A 14,459-nucleotide genomic window follows, 5' to 3' on the forward strand; every position below is an offset into this window, starting at 1 on the left:
GCAAGTAACTTGGACCAGTGTTGATCATTTAGCATTGTTCGAGGCATAGCGAGTGTAAAATTGGGTTTGGCGATTTAATTTTACTATCTCGCTATTTTTTTAATCAACAAATGTCAACAGACCCTAGAATCTGCATAAGATTGAACGCTTAAATAATCAACATGAGCAATAACACACAATACTACACTCGAACAGCTCAGGTCTTACATTGGCTGATGGCGATCATATTCATCGTGGCATGGTTAATTGGCTTTTATAGTGGCAATTTTCTGAGTTATGACGTCGATGGCAGCTTTAAAGGACAAGTCATTACCCTCCATAAAAATATTGCGACTACGATTATTTTTTTGGTGGTGATACGAATCTTTTGGCGCTATACCCACCCCACACCTGAATTACCTGACAGTATGTCATCCGGCATGAAAACCTTGGCACATTTGGGTCATTTAGCACTGTATTTTGTACTACTGGCTTTACCGATTACAGGTTGCTTATTTAGCTGGAATGCAGGTCACCCTGCTCCCGTATTGTATTTGTTTGAAATACCACGTTTGGTACAAGATAATTCTGAATTATTAGCCATCGTGAAACCATTACATATTTGGATTTCTTGGGCAGCAGGATTGCTCTTAGTGGGTCATATTTTGGCAGCATTGAAACATCATTTTATTGATAAAGACCATGTGCTCAAAAGCATGACACGACAACCAAAACCCTAATAAAGACAAAATAAAAGCCACATCATGTGGCTTTTATTGTGAGCATCATCTTTTAATTCAGCACTTGCTGAGCACAGCCGCGCATACTATTCAAAACCGCTTTAGAAATCAGTTTATTCTTTTCAGTTTCATTCACTGCAGCAGTCATCAGATCTTTCGCACCGATATCATCCATAGCATGCTCACTCACGCACTGACAAATCGCAGCTTGATTGTCTTTTTTCTGTTGAGCACTCATAAACAACGCAGCACCTTTCCAAATTTTAGAAGTATTTAATTCTTGCGAGCATTGATATTCAATCACAGGCTTTAGCATACGCTGACTTAAACTTGATTTATCTGCACTAGCAGCGGATGAAATCAATACTGCGGCTAAAAATGTAATCGATGAGGCAAATATAGAGCGATTTGAATGAGATAAAAGCATGATTTAAACATAAAAAAGGCAGTGAATATTCACTGCCTGAGATTATACGCTGATTATTAATTCAACGCTTCAATCTTTTTAATCCAAGTTTGTTTTTCCGCATCTGAAATAAATGATGCTTCAAAAGAGTTAATTGCCAGTTGCTTTAACTCTGCATTGCTTAGATCAAGAGCTTCGGTGATCGCAATAAAGTTATCATTCATATAGCCACCAAAATAAGATGGATCATCTGAATTGACGGTCACATGCACACCTTGTTGCAATAGTCGGCGAATATTATGATCAGCCATATTATTGACCACACAGAGCTTTAAATTGCTTAGCGGGCAAACGGTTAATGGCATTTTTTCTGCAATTAAACGTTGCATCAAAGCAGGATCTTCTTCTGAACGTACACCATGGTCAACACGATTTACTTTCAGCAAATCCAAGGCTTCCCATACGTATTCTGCTGGACCTTCTTCCCCTGCATGCGCAACGATAAGAAAACCTGCTTCACGTGCTTTGGCAAAAACACGTTCGAATTTTGATGGTGGATGACCCACTTCACTCGAATCTAAACCGACACCAATAATTTGATCTTTATATGGTAAAGCTTGTTCTAATGTTGCAAATGCTGCATCTTCAGATAAATGACGCAAGAAGCACATAATCAGATGTGAGCTAATACCCAGTTTCGTTTTAGCATCATCACAAGCGCGTTGTAAGCCATTCAAAACCGTTTCAAAAGCAACCCCACGGTCTGTATGAGTTTGTGGGTCGAAGAACATTTCAGTATGAACCACATGATCTTCTGCACATTTTTCAAAGTATGCCCATGCTAAATCATAAAAATCTTGCTCATGAATCAGTACATTTGCACCTGCATAATAAATGTCTAAAAAAGACTGTAAATTATGAAAGTTATACGCTTCTTTTAATTCTTCGACTGACTGATAAGGGATTGCAATATTGTTGCGTTGGGCAATTGCAAACATGAGTTCAGGCTCAAATGTCCCTTCAATATGCACATGTAGCTCTGCTTTTGGCAAAGCGCGAATCAGCTCAAGTTGATCCATCTTTTATCCTCATAAAAATAAAAAAAGGGTGCAAACTGAGTTTACACCCTTTCGCTATTTGACAGTATTAACCGCCAAATGCAGCAAATTTTAATGCCCAAAGTGCAGCAATAATCCAGACCATATACGGTACAGTTTTCGCCTTACCTGTAAGCAATTTAACCAATGCATAGCTAATGAAGCCCATTGCAATACCGTCTGCAATTGAATAGGTAAACGGCATAAATACAATTGTTAAAAATGCAGGAACTGCTTCAGTAATATCATCCCACTCAATATGAACGATACCTTGAATCATCAACACACCAACAAACAATAATGCTGGAGCAGTTGCAAAACCTGGTACAGACTGAGCAAGTGGTGCTAAGAACAATGCCAAAATAAACAATACAGCAACCACAACTGCAGTTAAACCTGTACGACCACCGGCAGCAACACCTGCTGATGATTCAATATAAGGCGTAGTCGAAGACGTACCCAATGCCGCACCCGCAACAATTGCAGATGAGTCTGCAAATAATGCTTTCTTCAAACGTGGTAATTTACCGTCTTTTAATAAGCCTGCACGGTGTGATACACCGACCAATGTACCTGTAGAGTCAAACAAATCGACCAAGAAGAATACAAAGATCACGCCAATCAAACTTGCTGTGAATAGACCTTCAAAGTCCATTTGCATGAATGTTGGAGTGATTGAAGGAATCGCGCCTACAACACCTTTAAATTCGTTGAAACCCAGCAGGGTTGCAATTGCAGTAATCACCAAGATACTGATGATGATTGCACCACGTACTTTGAAGTGATGCATAACCACAACCATCAAGAAGCCAAGTAAAGCCAACAAAACTGAAGGTTGTTTTAGATCACCCAAACTCACTAAAGTTGCTGGATTATCAACAATAATGCCTGCATTTTTCAACGCAATTAGGGCAAGGAATAAACCAATACCGCCACCGATCGCCAGTTTAAGCGACATTGGAATCGCATTAACAATCGCTTCACGGATTTTGAACATGCTGATAGCGATAAAAACAAGGCCAGAGACAAATACAGCTGCTAAAGCAGTTTGCCATTCCACGCCCATACCCAAACATACAGAATAGGTAAAGTAAGCGTTTAAGCCCATACCGGGTGCTAAGGCAATTGGATAGTTAGCAACAAGACCCATCACCAAACAGCCAATGGCTGCTGCTAGACAGGTTGCGACAAAAACAGCGCCATGATCCATACCCGTTTCGGACAAAATCATTGGATTGACAATAATGATGTAACACATTGTCAAGAAAGTAGTTACACCTGCAATGACTTCTGTTTTGAAACTGGTTTTGTTTTCGCTCAGTTTAAACAGACGTTCAAGCATGTTCTCGGAAGATGGATTAGGAGTCGTCATGACCTAGCCCCTATGAAGTAAACTTTATGCATATAAGCATTCCACAAAATTAATCATGTCATGTATTCATCATTAATTTTGTGTATGCCTAAGCAACGAATATGCCAATTCGGCAGATTGTAGGCTTTAAAAAATCCTATTTTCAACAACATACAACACGGTACAAATGTTGAAATTTGCAAACAAAAAAGCTGCATAAACCTATGCAGCTCCTCTATTTATGTCATTTAATTCGTATTTAATATCAATAAATACTGATCAAATTAATTTCGGCAAATTATAACACATTGATTTTTTAATGTTTCCACATTTTCATCGCTTTTCAATTTAGTAAATTTAAGACATTGTTTTCTTTATAAAGTTTCAAATTATTATATATAAAAATAAAATATCAATATTTAAACGAACACTTCAAGACCATGCTTGAGCTCAATGCAAAAGCAGCAAGATTGATTTTTTTTAGCGCATATAAGGTGATGCGCTCAAATCATCATTGAACACCTGATTAATTTCTTGCTGTCGCTTTAACTCTGCATTCTTATAAACACTAAACCCTAAAAACACAATGCTGAGTATAAAAATTGGTATCAGTATTTTTTTCATAACAAAATTTTATTCATGTTTAAATATTTGGCTATAATAACAAAAAATTTAAACAAAAAAGTGACGTATTTCACAATTTTATATCTTATTAAGTCATTTAATAAGCTATTTGTTCGATCAATGTTAATTTTGTAATATATTTTAGACTGATAGACAAGATAATCGCTGAATGATTTTTCGAATCCTTTTCCGTAAAAAGCTTCAAATCATAGATCATTTCATATACGAAATTTAAAGCACGATCAATTTCACAGGCCCACCATTACATCTCGAGTGAAGAAGATAAAAAAGCCGCTGACTTCTAATCAGCGGCTATTCATATTCTTTTCAGTCTAAGTTTTTCAATTTTAAAATTAAGCGGCTTGTTGTTCATTTCGCTTAAAGACCAATTCGCCCTTTAAGCTACTCTCAGCATCGAAATAATAACCATCGGTATTGAACGACTTGATATCTTCAATACGTTCAATTTTATTTTCCAACAAATATCGCGCCATTAGGCCACGTGCTTTTTTGGCATAGAAGCTGATGACTTTATATTTGCCGTTCTTTTGATCGAGAAAAACTGGCTTGATGATTTCGGCTTTAACTTTTGATTCTTTGACCGACTTATAATATTCATCTGAAGCGATGTTGACCAAAAGTTCAGAGCCCGCTTTTTCCAAATCGTCATTGATGAGATTGGTGATGGTATTGTCCCAAAACTCGTATAGGTTATGTCCACGTGGATTTTGCAGCTTGGTCCCCATCTCTAAACGATATGGCATCATTAAATCAAGCGGACGCAATAAACCATAGAGACCCGAGAGCATACGCAAATGGGTTTGTGCATATTCAAGGTCTGAGTTTGTAAGTTTATAAGCATCTAAACCGGTATATACATCACCTTTAAAGGCAAAGATTGCTTGACGTGCATTGGCAAAATCAAAATCAGGCTGCCAATCTCGGAAGCGCTCAACATTTAAAGTCGCAATTTTCTCACTGACACTCATCAAGCTTGAAATTTCACTTGCCGACAATTTACGTGCGACTGAGATTAATTCTTCAGAATGATCTAATAGCCGTGGTTGAGTGAATTTTTCAGTCGGTAAAGCGGTTTCGTAATCTAAAGTTTTTGCTGGAGAAATTAAAGCGAGCATAAACATCCTGATTAATTTTTAATTAAACAAACTATAACAGTAGAGTATTTTCAAATCCAATCTGTGTTTTTGATAAACATAATCTGTAAACTATAGACTCTCCCGCTTTCACATTTTAGTCATTATGTCAGAACAAATGTTCATTCAAGGGCCGATGGGTCAACTTGAAATTTTTGTTGATTATCCACAGGGTGAAGTGAAAGGATTCGCGGTAGTTACACACCCTCACCCATTGCAAGGTGGCACACCACAGCACAAAGTCCCTGTGCTTTTAGCGCAAATGTTCTTAGAACGTGGCTATGTTGTCTATCGCCCAAGTTTCCGCGGCTCTGGCCAAAGTGCAGGAATACATGACGAAGGCAATGGTGAAACCAAAGATACCATGCAAGTCATTGAATTTGCTCGTAGCCAACACCCAAACTTGCCATTTTATGCAGGCGGTTTTAGTTTTGGTGCAAATGTCATGACTAAATGCTATGCCCTATTGCCTGTAGAATTACAGCCTGTACAGACTATTTTATGCGGACTACCAACTACAACAGTTGCAGGTGTACGTCACTATGTGACGCCGCATATTAAGGGTGATATTTTATTTATTCACGGTGAAGAAGATAATGTCACACTGTTATCTGACTTGATTCAGTGGGCCAAACCGCAGCGCCATTTAATCACGGTTTTACCCGGTGCAAACCACTTTTTTACGGGTTATCTAAAACAGCTTCGTATCGCGATTTCACGCTTTTTAGTATAAACAATACCAAAAATGAGTCAGCTTAACTGGCTCATTTTTTTGCCTAGTGACCGCTCTATTCCCCACCAATATTTCAGATAAATTCACCTACAGCACTTCGATTTATCCATCTTTTTAGTGCATTGGCCATCATTATCTATTCAACATGTAATGACCTAATTCGTCGCTAGTTTAATTTTTATTACGCAACATTTTTTTATCTAAAAACCAATAATTTACTTGTTTAAATAATCAACTATAGAAATAATACCGAGAAAAATTAAGATAAAATTTAGAGGGAAAAATGAAATATATTGTTGCTGTGATTTTAAGTCTAGGCATTGCAGCTTTGGTCTATTATTTTAATTCAACCCCATCCACAACGACAAATTTGCCAGCATCTACGGTTGCTGCGAACGATGGTCCCAAAGCCTATTTGACAGCGTCATACAAGATGAATGTCGATGGTCGTGATTTTAGCTTAAAGATGGTCTACGACTTTCCCAATAGCCAAGTGTGTGAAGCCCAGCTCAACAGCACAGACACCATGAATATGATTTCAACCTTTAAGCAACGCTGTTCGAGTGACTCGGTGTGTAAAGAAGCTGAAATTTCGTCTTGTTCATCTTTTACCGATCAAAAATATAAAGATATGCTCGATAAAAACTATCATGACACCCATTATATTTATCTTAGCGATAGCAAATTGACTGATCAACGTGGTGTGATTGTGTTTTGGGGACTCAATGAACAAGAGTCAGAAAAAATGTGTGACTATGTGAAAAAGAGCAATCGAACCATTAATCCAATCAATATTGAATGTCTATAACCTTGTTCAATACATTCTGTTAAAAACAAAAAAGCAGCGCTATGCTGCTTTTTTATGGATGATTTTTAATTCAATTTTTCAGATCATTTTGTCATTTGTTTCCATTGAAACTCACTATATGACTCTTCTTCTTTTAAACTGTTTTCGACTGCTTGAGCCAATTGGTTCAATAAACTTTGCTCAGTAATACGATCTAACCAATCTTGGTCTTCATCTGGATAAGAGGTAATTTCACAGACTAAACGACCTGATTCATCCTGCCCCTGACATGTCACTGAAAGCGGCAATTCATGCTGATCGACACTGACTGCAATCTGATCACCACTTTGCGATAACGTTTGAAAGCCATAACGCTCTAATTTATTTGCCAATAATTCAGCAACCTGAGTTTGCGTATCAGCACTGCTTTCAACTCGATTTGACTCGCTATGCGCGGTGAATTGTAGTTTTCTCATGTATCTATCCAAAGACATTCTTGTTGTATGGTTTTAGCATAAGCAATTAAAACCAAACAGCCAAGCATTTGCTTGGCTGTTGTTGAATAAATATACAATTTTGGTGAATTATTTATTCACTTACGGCAATCGTTAAACCGGCCTGAGTGGCTAGCTCTGTAAATGTCGGGAAGCTGGTCGCAACGGTTTCTGTACCCACGATATTAATTTCACCCGAAGTACGTAAACCTGCCATTGAGAAGCTCATTGCAATACGGTGGTCATGATGTGACTCAATTTGACCACCTGTGAAGATTGCACCCCACTCGCCCGTTTTACCTTGACCTTCAATAATGATGCCGTCATCAGTAGGCGTGCAGTCAATACCCATAATTTTTAGGCCATCTGCCATCACTTGAATACGATCCGACTCTTTCACTCGAAGTTCAGCTGCACCGGTCAAAATGGTTTGACCTTCTGCACATGCCGCTGCAATAAACAGTGCTGGAAATTCATCAATCGCCAATGGCACTTGATCTTCTGGCATATGAATGCCTTTGAGTGTACGTGAACCACGAATACGAATATCTGCAATCGGCTCACCACCAGCGATACGCTCATTTTCAACAGTCAGGTCAGCACCCATCTGTTTTAAAATTTCGATCACACCTGTACGTGTTGGATTAATGCCAACCGCTTCGAGTGTGACATCTGAACCTTCAGTAATCGCTGCACCCACCATAAAGAATGCTGCAGATGAAATGTCAGAGGGTACTTGAATGTCTGTACCGACTAACTTGCCGCCACCTTGAAGTGAAATGCGGTTGCCTTCTGTTTTCACGTCATAACCAAATGCACGAAGCATACGCTCTGAATGGTCACGTGTTGGTTCCGGCTCAGTGACAACAGTTTCACCTTCCGCCCAAAGACCAGCCAACAAAATACCGGATTTTACTTGTGCAGATGCCATTGGTAAGTCGTAATGAATACCTTTCAGGTTTTGACTTCCGGAAATAGACACGGGCGGCGTACCACGCTCACCTGTAGTTTGAATTTGCGCACCCATTTCACGTAATGGTTTGGCAATACGTTCCATTGGACGTTTTGATAATGACGCATCACCCGTCATCACCGAATCAAACTTCTGTGCCGACAACATGCCTGAAAGCAAACGCATTGAAGTGCCTGAGTTACCCATATACAAAGCGCCTGCAGGTGCTTTTAAACCATGCATGCCTACACCATGAATGGTAACTTCGCCGTTTTTAGGGCCTTCAATACTCACACCCATATCGCGGAATGCTTGGAGAGTTGCCAAGGCATCTTCACCTTCTAGAAAACCAGTGACATGCGTTGTGCCTTCTGCAATAGCACCAAACATGATAGAGCGATGTGACACAGATTTATCACCTGGCACAGTAAATTTACCTTGGAATTGCTTTGGACCCGGTAAAATTTTGAATTGCTGTGTCGTCACTTTATTTTTCTCCATCAGTGGTTTCTTTGCGAGCATGTGATTGAAATGTTGACGTGCCGCTTGTGCATGCCCCAACAGTCCCATCAACGCTTGTGAGTTTTCATCTTCAATCAGTTTGCGAAGAATAGCCAATTGTTTTTCAAAGCCATCTACCGCTTTTAAAATTGCCTTTTTATTGGCAAAAAAGATGTCATGCCACATATGTGGGTCGCTTGCAGCAATGCGTGAGAAATCACGAAAACCGCCAGCGGCATAACGGAAAATATCTAAATTGTCTTCTCGGTTCGCAAGTTGCTCAACCAAGTTAAATGCCATCAAATGCGGAAGATGACTGGTATGGGCCAACACTTCGTCGTGTTTTTCCACATCCATGCAAATCACTTCCGCTTTGGCAGCTTGCCACAATTGAATCAGTTTCTCTACAGCCCAATCTGCACTGCTAGGTAATGGTGTCAAAATCACTTTGTGATTAGCAAATAAATCTACCTTACCGGCATGCACACCTGTTAGTTCAGCCCCAGCAATCGGATGCCCCGGTACAAAACCAGCAGGTAATTGCTCACCATAGACTGCTTTCGCTGCATCAACGACATTGCCTTTGGTACTCCCAACATCGGTAATAATCGTCTGTTCGGTTAGATAAGGCTTGATCGCTTCAAGGACTTTTTGTGTCGCACGTACAGGCAAAGCCAAGACAACGAGATCTGCACCTTTGACCGCTTCAGCAGGATCGCTATAACCCTGCTGAATAAGCCCTAAAGCTTTTGCATCTTCTAAAGTTTTTTGTGAACGCGTAGACGCCACAATTTCCTTAGCTAAACCTTCAGCAATCATGACGCGAGCTAGGCTTGAGCCAATCAGCCCAAGCCCAATAAAAGCAACTTTTTCAAATAGTGGCACAGACATGACTTAAGCTTTAGCCTCTAAGCCCAAAACTTTAGCCAAGGCTGCTAAGAATTTAGCATTTTCAGCTTCAGTCCCAATTGATACACGTAAATGCTCTGGGATACCAACTGGACGAACAATCACACCTTCTTTTAATAAAGCATTGAAAGTCTGTGCAGGATCAGCTTTTACATTTACTAAAATGAAGTTCGCACGTGAAGGCACATATGCTAAACCTAGAGCATCAAATCCTGACTCAAGTTGCGCCATACCTGCTTTATTGACTACACGTGATTTTTCAATAAACGCTTCATCTTTGAGTGCAGCAACAGCAGCCACCATTGCAAGATGGTTTACGTTAAAGGGTTGACGAATACGATTAAGGAAATCCGTCACTTCAACTGAAGCCAAGGCAAAACCAACACGTAACGCAGCCAAGCCATAACATTTTGACATGGTACGGCTAACGATTAAGTTTGCGTATTGATCTAAGAATTTTAAGCTGTTGAAGTTTTCTGGGAAATATTCCACATAAGCTTCATCTAAAACCACGATCACATTTGCAGGTACTTTTTGCATGAACGCTTCAAATTCAGCTTCTTCAAACCATGTACCTGTTGGATTATTTGGGTTCGCAATAAAAATCAATTTAGTATTGTCTTTAATTGCCGCAGCCATTGCATCTAGGTCATGTGAAAAACCTTTTGCAGGCACTTCAATCGCTTCAGCATTAATGGCTTGTGTCACCAGACCATACACAGCAAATGCGTGTTGACTATACACAACCGAGTCTTGCTCTGAAACAAAAGCACGAGCAAAAATTTCTAGAAGATCGTTTGAACCATTACCCAACGTAATACGGTCATGTGCAATACCAAATTGTTTTTCAACTTGGTCTTTCAAAATAAAACCGCCACCATCCGGATATCGACCAATTTCTGCAAGTTCAGCAGCAACCGCTTCTTTCACTTTGTCAGAACAACCCAATGGGTTTTCATTTGATGCGAGTTTTACGATATCTGTAATACCCAACTCACGCTCAAGTTCACTAATTGGTTTACCTGGTTGGTAAGGCTTTAGCTTTGCAATGCCTTCATTGGCTGGGACAAACGTCATTTTACACTTCCAGTTTTTTCAAATGATGAAGGTGATCAACTCCTGATGGAATTGATCACAGTTGTGATCTTAAAGAACAGCAATCGGATATGAACCCAATACACGAATTTCTTTTACTAACGGACGAATTTCTTCAATTGCCGCTTTCACGTTTTCTTGCTCAACATGACCTTCCAAGTCCACAAAGAATACATAAGCCCATTTTTCTGGTAATGCAGGACGTGTTTCGATACTTGTTAAGCTAATATTATGCTTGGCAAACGGTGCAAGAATTTCAAGTAATGCCCCCGCACGGTCATGCGCAGAAATCAACAATGAAGTTTTATCATTGCCAGATGGTGGCACTTTTTCACGACCAATCACCAAGAAACGTGTGGTGTTTTCAGGATTGTCTTCAATATTGCTATGCAAAATCTCGAGGTTATAGATGTTCGCAGCAACTTCAGAGGCAATTGCCGCAGAGTGCCATTCATTACGAATACGGCGTGCAGCTTCTGCATTTGAACTGAGTGCAACACGTTCTACACCCGGATAATGTGCATCTAACCAACCACGGCATTGCGCCAAAGTTTGTTGATGTGCATAAATCTGTTTAATGCTGTCTTTTCGTGTATTTTCAGACACAAGGAATTGGTGATGAATACGCAGTTCCACTTCACCAATAACATTGAGATGTGAAGATTTAAAGCAATCTAAAGTATGGTTCACTACCCCTTCAGATGAGTTTTCAACAGGCACTAAACCATAGTGCGCACTGCCTGCTTCTACTTCGCGGAATACTTCATCAATCGTTGGAAGAGGGCGAACAACAGCGTCTTGACCGAAATGTTTTAAAACAGCCGAATGCGTATAAGTTCCGACTGGACCTAAGAACGCAATACTTTGCGGTGCTTCAAGAGCTAAACAAGCCGACATGATCTCACGGAATAAACGTGCCATTGTCACATCAGACAATGGGCCTTCGTTACGATCCATAACTTTACGTAAAACTTGCGCTTCACGTTCAGGACGATAAAACAATGGATTCTCTTCTGCAGCAAATTTTGCTTTTGCCACAGCTTCAGCTAGTTTCGCACGACGGTTGATAAGTTGTTGAATCTGCATATCAACAGAGTCGATATCTTCACGAATTTGAGCTAAGTCCAGAGAAGTCGGAGTGTTTTGATCATCGTTGATCATTGTTATGTCGCCCTTCAAAAAAATTTTGCAAACAGTATAACAATAGTTAGCTTTCAAATGTTGCGCAATACGACTTTGATGGTTTCAGCCTTAAAAACATACAGTTGATTAAAGCTTCATCAGCTTAACTTAAGAGCCAAAACAGCCAAACTGATAGGTAAAGCCATAATTAAGGCAAATCTTACCTTTTGACGGCTTTATTGATCATTCATCTTGAGCAGCACAATAAATAGCCCTTCTCTTTTCCTCCAAATTTGCCTCAGATCCATCTCCTTGTATAAGCCCATCAATCAATTTGTTTCATTGGTCATTTCAGTTTTAAATTTTGCTCTCAATACTTGAAGCAAAATAAAAATTTCAAAACTTGGTTTTCATGGCATAGAAATAATTTGAAACTTAAAGATGATCTATATAAACACTTGGTCATTGATCGTTTTTTCAGTGACTTAATAGGCACTTTCATCTAGTGTTTACAGTCATTGACGCATTTATTACAAAAGACACAGGTAATTCTTATCATTGCTTTGTAGTCTAAATATCAGAAAAAAAAATAACAGCCCCATAGGTACAAGTATGCACAAGAAAATTGCAGTGTTAGTGACCTACGATTTTGAAGATATTGAGTATCTTGAGCCTGTGGAGGCCTTTCGAGCCGCTCGGCACAGCATTATCAATATCGAAGATCAGGTTGGAAAAATCGTTTACGGCATTAAACGCCGTTCCCAGATCACCATTGACCAAAGTATCGACGATGCCTCTGTGCATGATTTTGATGCCTTATTTATTCCCGGCGGTTATTCCCCAGAGAAACTCGCTTTAGATGACCGTTTTATCTATTTTGTACGTAATTTTGCAGATAGCCAAAAGCCGATCTTGAGCAGTTGCCATGGTCCACAGTTGTTACTAGAAGCTGGTGTCATACAAGGTCGCCATTTCGCCCAATCTGAAACACTTAAATCCGCTTTGTTAAACGCAGGTGTGGTGGTGTCGGATCAATCGGTTGTGAATGATAATAACCTATATATATCGTCTCGCAGTACTTTAGATACACCTGAATTTATTGAAGTCTGTTTGCAAGTTTTGGGGCAACCGTCATTATCATAGGTTTCAAAATATTCACGCAAAATTAAACACACAATCTAATTCAAATAAGCAAATCTATAGAAATACATCGTCTCTATAGAAATACATCCTAAAAAAAATAGCGAAGTCTTCACTTCGCTATTTTAATTTCAGCCTGATAAATTGTTTATCGACCTAAAATACTTCGTGCCACGATTTCTTTCATAATTTCATTGGTGCCACCGTAGATTTGCTGAATACGTGCATCGACAAAGAAACGTGAAATTGGATATTCGGTCATATAACCATAGCCACCAAATAATTGAAGTAGATTATGGGCCACTTTCATTTGCATATCGGTAGAAAAGCTCTTGAGTGCTGCTGCAGTTTCAACATCAAGTTTGCCTTGCATATAAAGTTCAACATTTTGATTATAAAATGCCGCTGTAGCCAATTCGTCAATCTTAGCCTGTGCCAAGACAAAACGAGTATTTTGGAACTGTCCGATCGCCTGTCCGAACGCTTGTCGCTCTTTAACATACTGCGTTGCCACATCAATGGAACCGCGAATCGCACCAATTGCAGTCGAGGCAATTGCGGTACGTTCACGCGGTAACTCTTGCATCAAGTAAGCAAAGCCTTGTCCAGCTTGACCCAAAAGTTGCTCTTTTGGCACTTTGACGTTGTCATAAAACAACTCTGAAGTGTCTTGCGCATGCAGACCAATTTTGTCGAGGTTGGTACCTTTCTTAAATCCATCCAAATGGGTATCGACTAAAAGTAATGACACGCCTTTAGCACGTGCTTGTGGATCAGTTTTCGCCGCCAATACCACTAGGTCTGCATGTTGACCATTTGAGATAAAGGTTTTCGAGCCATTGAGTAGATAATGATCGCCCTGCAAAATTGCACTACTGCGCATAGACTGTAAGTCTGAACCTGCACCCGGCTCCGTCATACCAATGGCACCGACCACTTCACCCGTGACCATTTTCGGCAACCAATGTTGTTTTTGTTCTTCTGAACCAATGTGCAAAATATACGGTGCTGCAATTTCAGAATGGCATGAAATACCTGTCGATAATGCACTAAAACCTGCGCGCGCAGATTCTTCAACTAGCATCAGTGAATAATGCGTTGGGACGCCATAGCCGCCATATTCTTCAGGCACATCGACACATAAAAAGCCATTTTCACCCAAGGCATTCCATACTGATCGCGGCATAATGCCTTCACGTTCCCATTGCTCATAATGTGGTGCGACATGCTCTGCCATAAAACGGCGAAAGTTATCTCGAAATAATTCTAAGTCTGCATCATAAGCCAGCATGTGTTTCTTCCTTGGTTAAGTTTGTTGTTTTGTTGAACTCCATCCTATTGCAGTTTAGAACAGCCGTCATGCCCAAAAACTAAA

Annotated in this window: 13 protein-coding genes; 4 read left to right on the plus strand and 9 right to left on the minus strand. The window is 39.8% G+C overall.

The window, feature by feature from the left end; all coding sequences use genetic code 11:
- Positions 1-161 precede the first annotated feature (161 nt).
- Positions 162-719 (plus strand): cytochrome b, encoded by a 558-nt coding sequence (locus tag FTU77_RS14160; protein WP_180056071.1) that lies wholly within the window; start codon positions 162-164, stop codon positions 717-719.
- Positions 720-771: 52 nt separating this feature from the next.
- Here FTU77_RS14160 and FTU77_RS14165 read toward each other — a convergent pair whose 3' ends face one another.
- From FTU77_RS14165 to yaaA, 4 genes are all read right to left on the minus strand, one after another.
- Positions 772-1,146 (minus strand): hypothetical protein, encoded by a 375-nt coding sequence (locus FTU77_RS14165; RefSeq protein WP_180027218.1) that lies wholly within the window; start codon positions 1,144-1,146, stop codon positions 772-774.
- A 56-nt stretch (positions 1,147-1,202) separates the two neighbouring features.
- Positions 1,203-2,204: an adenosine deaminase gene (locus FTU77_RS14170; RefSeq protein ID WP_180056072.1), complete on the minus strand. Its 1,002-nt coding sequence runs from the start codon at positions 2,202-2,204 to the stop codon at positions 1,203-1,205.
- 67 nt (positions 2,205-2,271) lie between these two features.
- Positions 2,272-3,594 carry an NCS2 family permease gene (locus FTU77_RS14175; RefSeq protein WP_180056073.1) on the minus strand — a complete coding sequence of 441 codons (1,323 nt, stop codon included), beginning with the start codon at positions 3,592-3,594 and terminating at the stop codon, positions 2,272-2,274.
- A 956-nt stretch (positions 3,595-4,550) separates the two neighbouring features.
- Positions 4,551-5,333, minus strand: a complete 783-nt coding sequence (yaaA, locus tag FTU77_RS14180) for a peroxide stress protein YaaA (RefSeq protein ID WP_180056074.1) — start codon at positions 5,331-5,333, stop codon at positions 4,551-4,553.
- A gap of 124 nt (positions 5,334-5,457) precedes the next feature.
- Between yaaA and FTU77_RS14185 the strand changes: the two genes are divergently transcribed.
- Positions 5,458-6,084 carry an alpha/beta hydrolase gene (locus FTU77_RS14185; RefSeq protein ID WP_180056075.1) on the plus strand — a complete coding sequence of 209 codons (627 nt, stop codon included), beginning with the start codon at positions 5,458-5,460 and terminating at the stop codon, positions 6,082-6,084.
- Positions 6,085-6,367: 283 nt separating this feature from the next.
- Positions 6,368-6,892, plus strand: coding sequence for a hypothetical protein (locus tag FTU77_RS14190; RefSeq protein ID WP_180020849.1), 525 nt, complete (start codon positions 6,368-6,370; stop codon positions 6,890-6,892).
- Between the two features lie 83 nt (positions 6,893-6,975).
- Here FTU77_RS14190 and FTU77_RS14195 read toward each other — a convergent pair whose 3' ends face one another.
- The 4 genes from FTU77_RS14195 to pheA all read right to left on the minus strand — a co-directional run bounded on the left by FTU77_RS14195 (position 6,976) and on the right by pheA (position 11,983).
- Positions 6,976-7,347 (minus strand): hypothetical protein, encoded by a 372-nt coding sequence (locus FTU77_RS14195; RefSeq protein WP_078189090.1) that lies wholly within the window; start codon positions 7,345-7,347, stop codon positions 6,976-6,978.
- 112 nt (positions 7,348-7,459) lie between these two features.
- Positions 7,460-9,709: a bifunctional prephenate dehydrogenase/3-phosphoshikimate 1-carboxyvinyltransferase gene (locus tag FTU77_RS14200; RefSeq protein ID WP_180056076.1), complete on the minus strand. Its 2,250-nt coding sequence runs from the start codon at positions 9,707-9,709 to the stop codon at positions 7,460-7,462.
- 3 nt (positions 9,710-9,712) lie between these two features.
- A complete protein-coding gene (gene hisC / locus FTU77_RS14205) occupies positions 9,713-10,804 on the minus strand; it encodes a histidinol-phosphate transaminase (protein ID WP_078189092.1) in 1,092 nt (363 codons plus the stop codon).
- 69 nt (positions 10,805-10,873) lie between these two features.
- Complete coding sequence (pheA, locus tag FTU77_RS14210) at positions 10,874-11,983, minus strand: prephenate dehydratase (RefSeq protein ID WP_180027224.1); 1,110 nt, start codon at positions 11,981-11,983, stop codon at positions 10,874-10,876.
- A 573-nt stretch (positions 11,984-12,556) separates the two neighbouring features.
- Here pheA and FTU77_RS14215 point away from each other — a divergent pair.
- The gene (locus tag FTU77_RS14215) at positions 12,557-13,087 is read left to right on the plus strand and encodes a DJ-1/PfpI family protein (RefSeq protein ID WP_078189095.1); all 531 of its coding nucleotides are present in this window, start codon (positions 12,557-12,559) and stop codon (positions 13,085-13,087) included.
- 145 nt (positions 13,088-13,232) lie between these two features.
- Here the strand turns inward: FTU77_RS14215 and FTU77_RS14220 are convergent, their stop codons facing one another.
- Complete coding sequence (locus tag FTU77_RS14220; RefSeq protein ID WP_078189096.1) at positions 13,233-14,375, minus strand: acyl-CoA dehydrogenase family protein; 1,143 nt, start codon at positions 14,373-14,375, stop codon at positions 13,233-13,235.
- Between the last annotated feature and the right edge of the window lie 84 nt (positions 14,376-14,459).

Source organism: Acinetobacter sp. YH12142 (assembly GCF_013418435.1).
GTDB lineage: Bacteria > Pseudomonadota > Gammaproteobacteria > Pseudomonadales > Moraxellaceae > Acinetobacter > Acinetobacter amyesii.

Bases quoted from the DNA above. Each gene is read 5' to 3' on its own strand.
- FTU77_RS14160 (WP_180056071.1), top strand. From the start codon at position 162: ATGAGCAATAACACACAATACTACACTCGAACAGCTCAGGTCTTACAT.
- FTU77_RS14165 (WP_180027218.1), bottom strand. From the start codon at position 1,146: ATGCTTTTATCTCATTCAAATCGCTCTATATTTGCCTCATCGATTACA.
- FTU77_RS14170 (WP_180056072.1), bottom strand. From the start codon at position 2,204: ATGGATCAACTTGAGCTGATTCGCGCTTTGCCAAAAGCAGAGCTACAT.
- FTU77_RS14175 (WP_180056073.1), bottom strand. From the start codon at position 3,594: ATGACGACTCCTAATCCATCTTCCGAGAACATGCTTGAACGTCTGTTT.
- yaaA (WP_180056074.1), bottom strand. From the start codon at position 5,333: ATGCTCGCTTTAATTTCTCCAGCAAAAACTTTAGATTACGAAACCGCT.
- FTU77_RS14185 (WP_180056075.1), top strand. From the start codon at position 5,458: ATGTCAGAACAAATGTTCATTCAAGGGCCGATGGGTCAACTTGAAATT.
- FTU77_RS14190 (WP_180020849.1), top strand. From the start codon at position 6,368: ATGAAATATATTGTTGCTGTGATTTTAAGTCTAGGCATTGCAGCTTTG.
- FTU77_RS14195 (WP_078189090.1), bottom strand. From the start codon at position 7,347: ATGAGAAAACTACAATTCACCGCGCATAGCGAGTCAAATCGAGTTGAA.
- FTU77_RS14200 (WP_180056076.1), bottom strand. From the start codon at position 9,709: ATGTCTGTGCCACTATTTGAAAAAGTTGCTTTTATTGGGCTTGGGCTG.
- hisC (WP_078189092.1), bottom strand. From the start codon at position 10,804: ATGACGTTTGTCCCAGCCAATGAAGGCATTGCAAAGCTAAAGCCTTAC.
- pheA (WP_180027224.1), bottom strand. From the start codon at position 11,983: ATGATCAACGATGATCAAAACACTCCGACTTCTCTGGACTTAGCTCAA.
- FTU77_RS14215 (WP_078189095.1), top strand. From the start codon at position 12,557: ATGCACAAGAAAATTGCAGTGTTAGTGACCTACGATTTTGAAGATATT.
- FTU77_RS14220 (WP_078189096.1), bottom strand. From the start codon at position 14,375: ATGCTGGCTTATGATGCAGACTTAGAATTATTTCGAGATAACTTTCGC.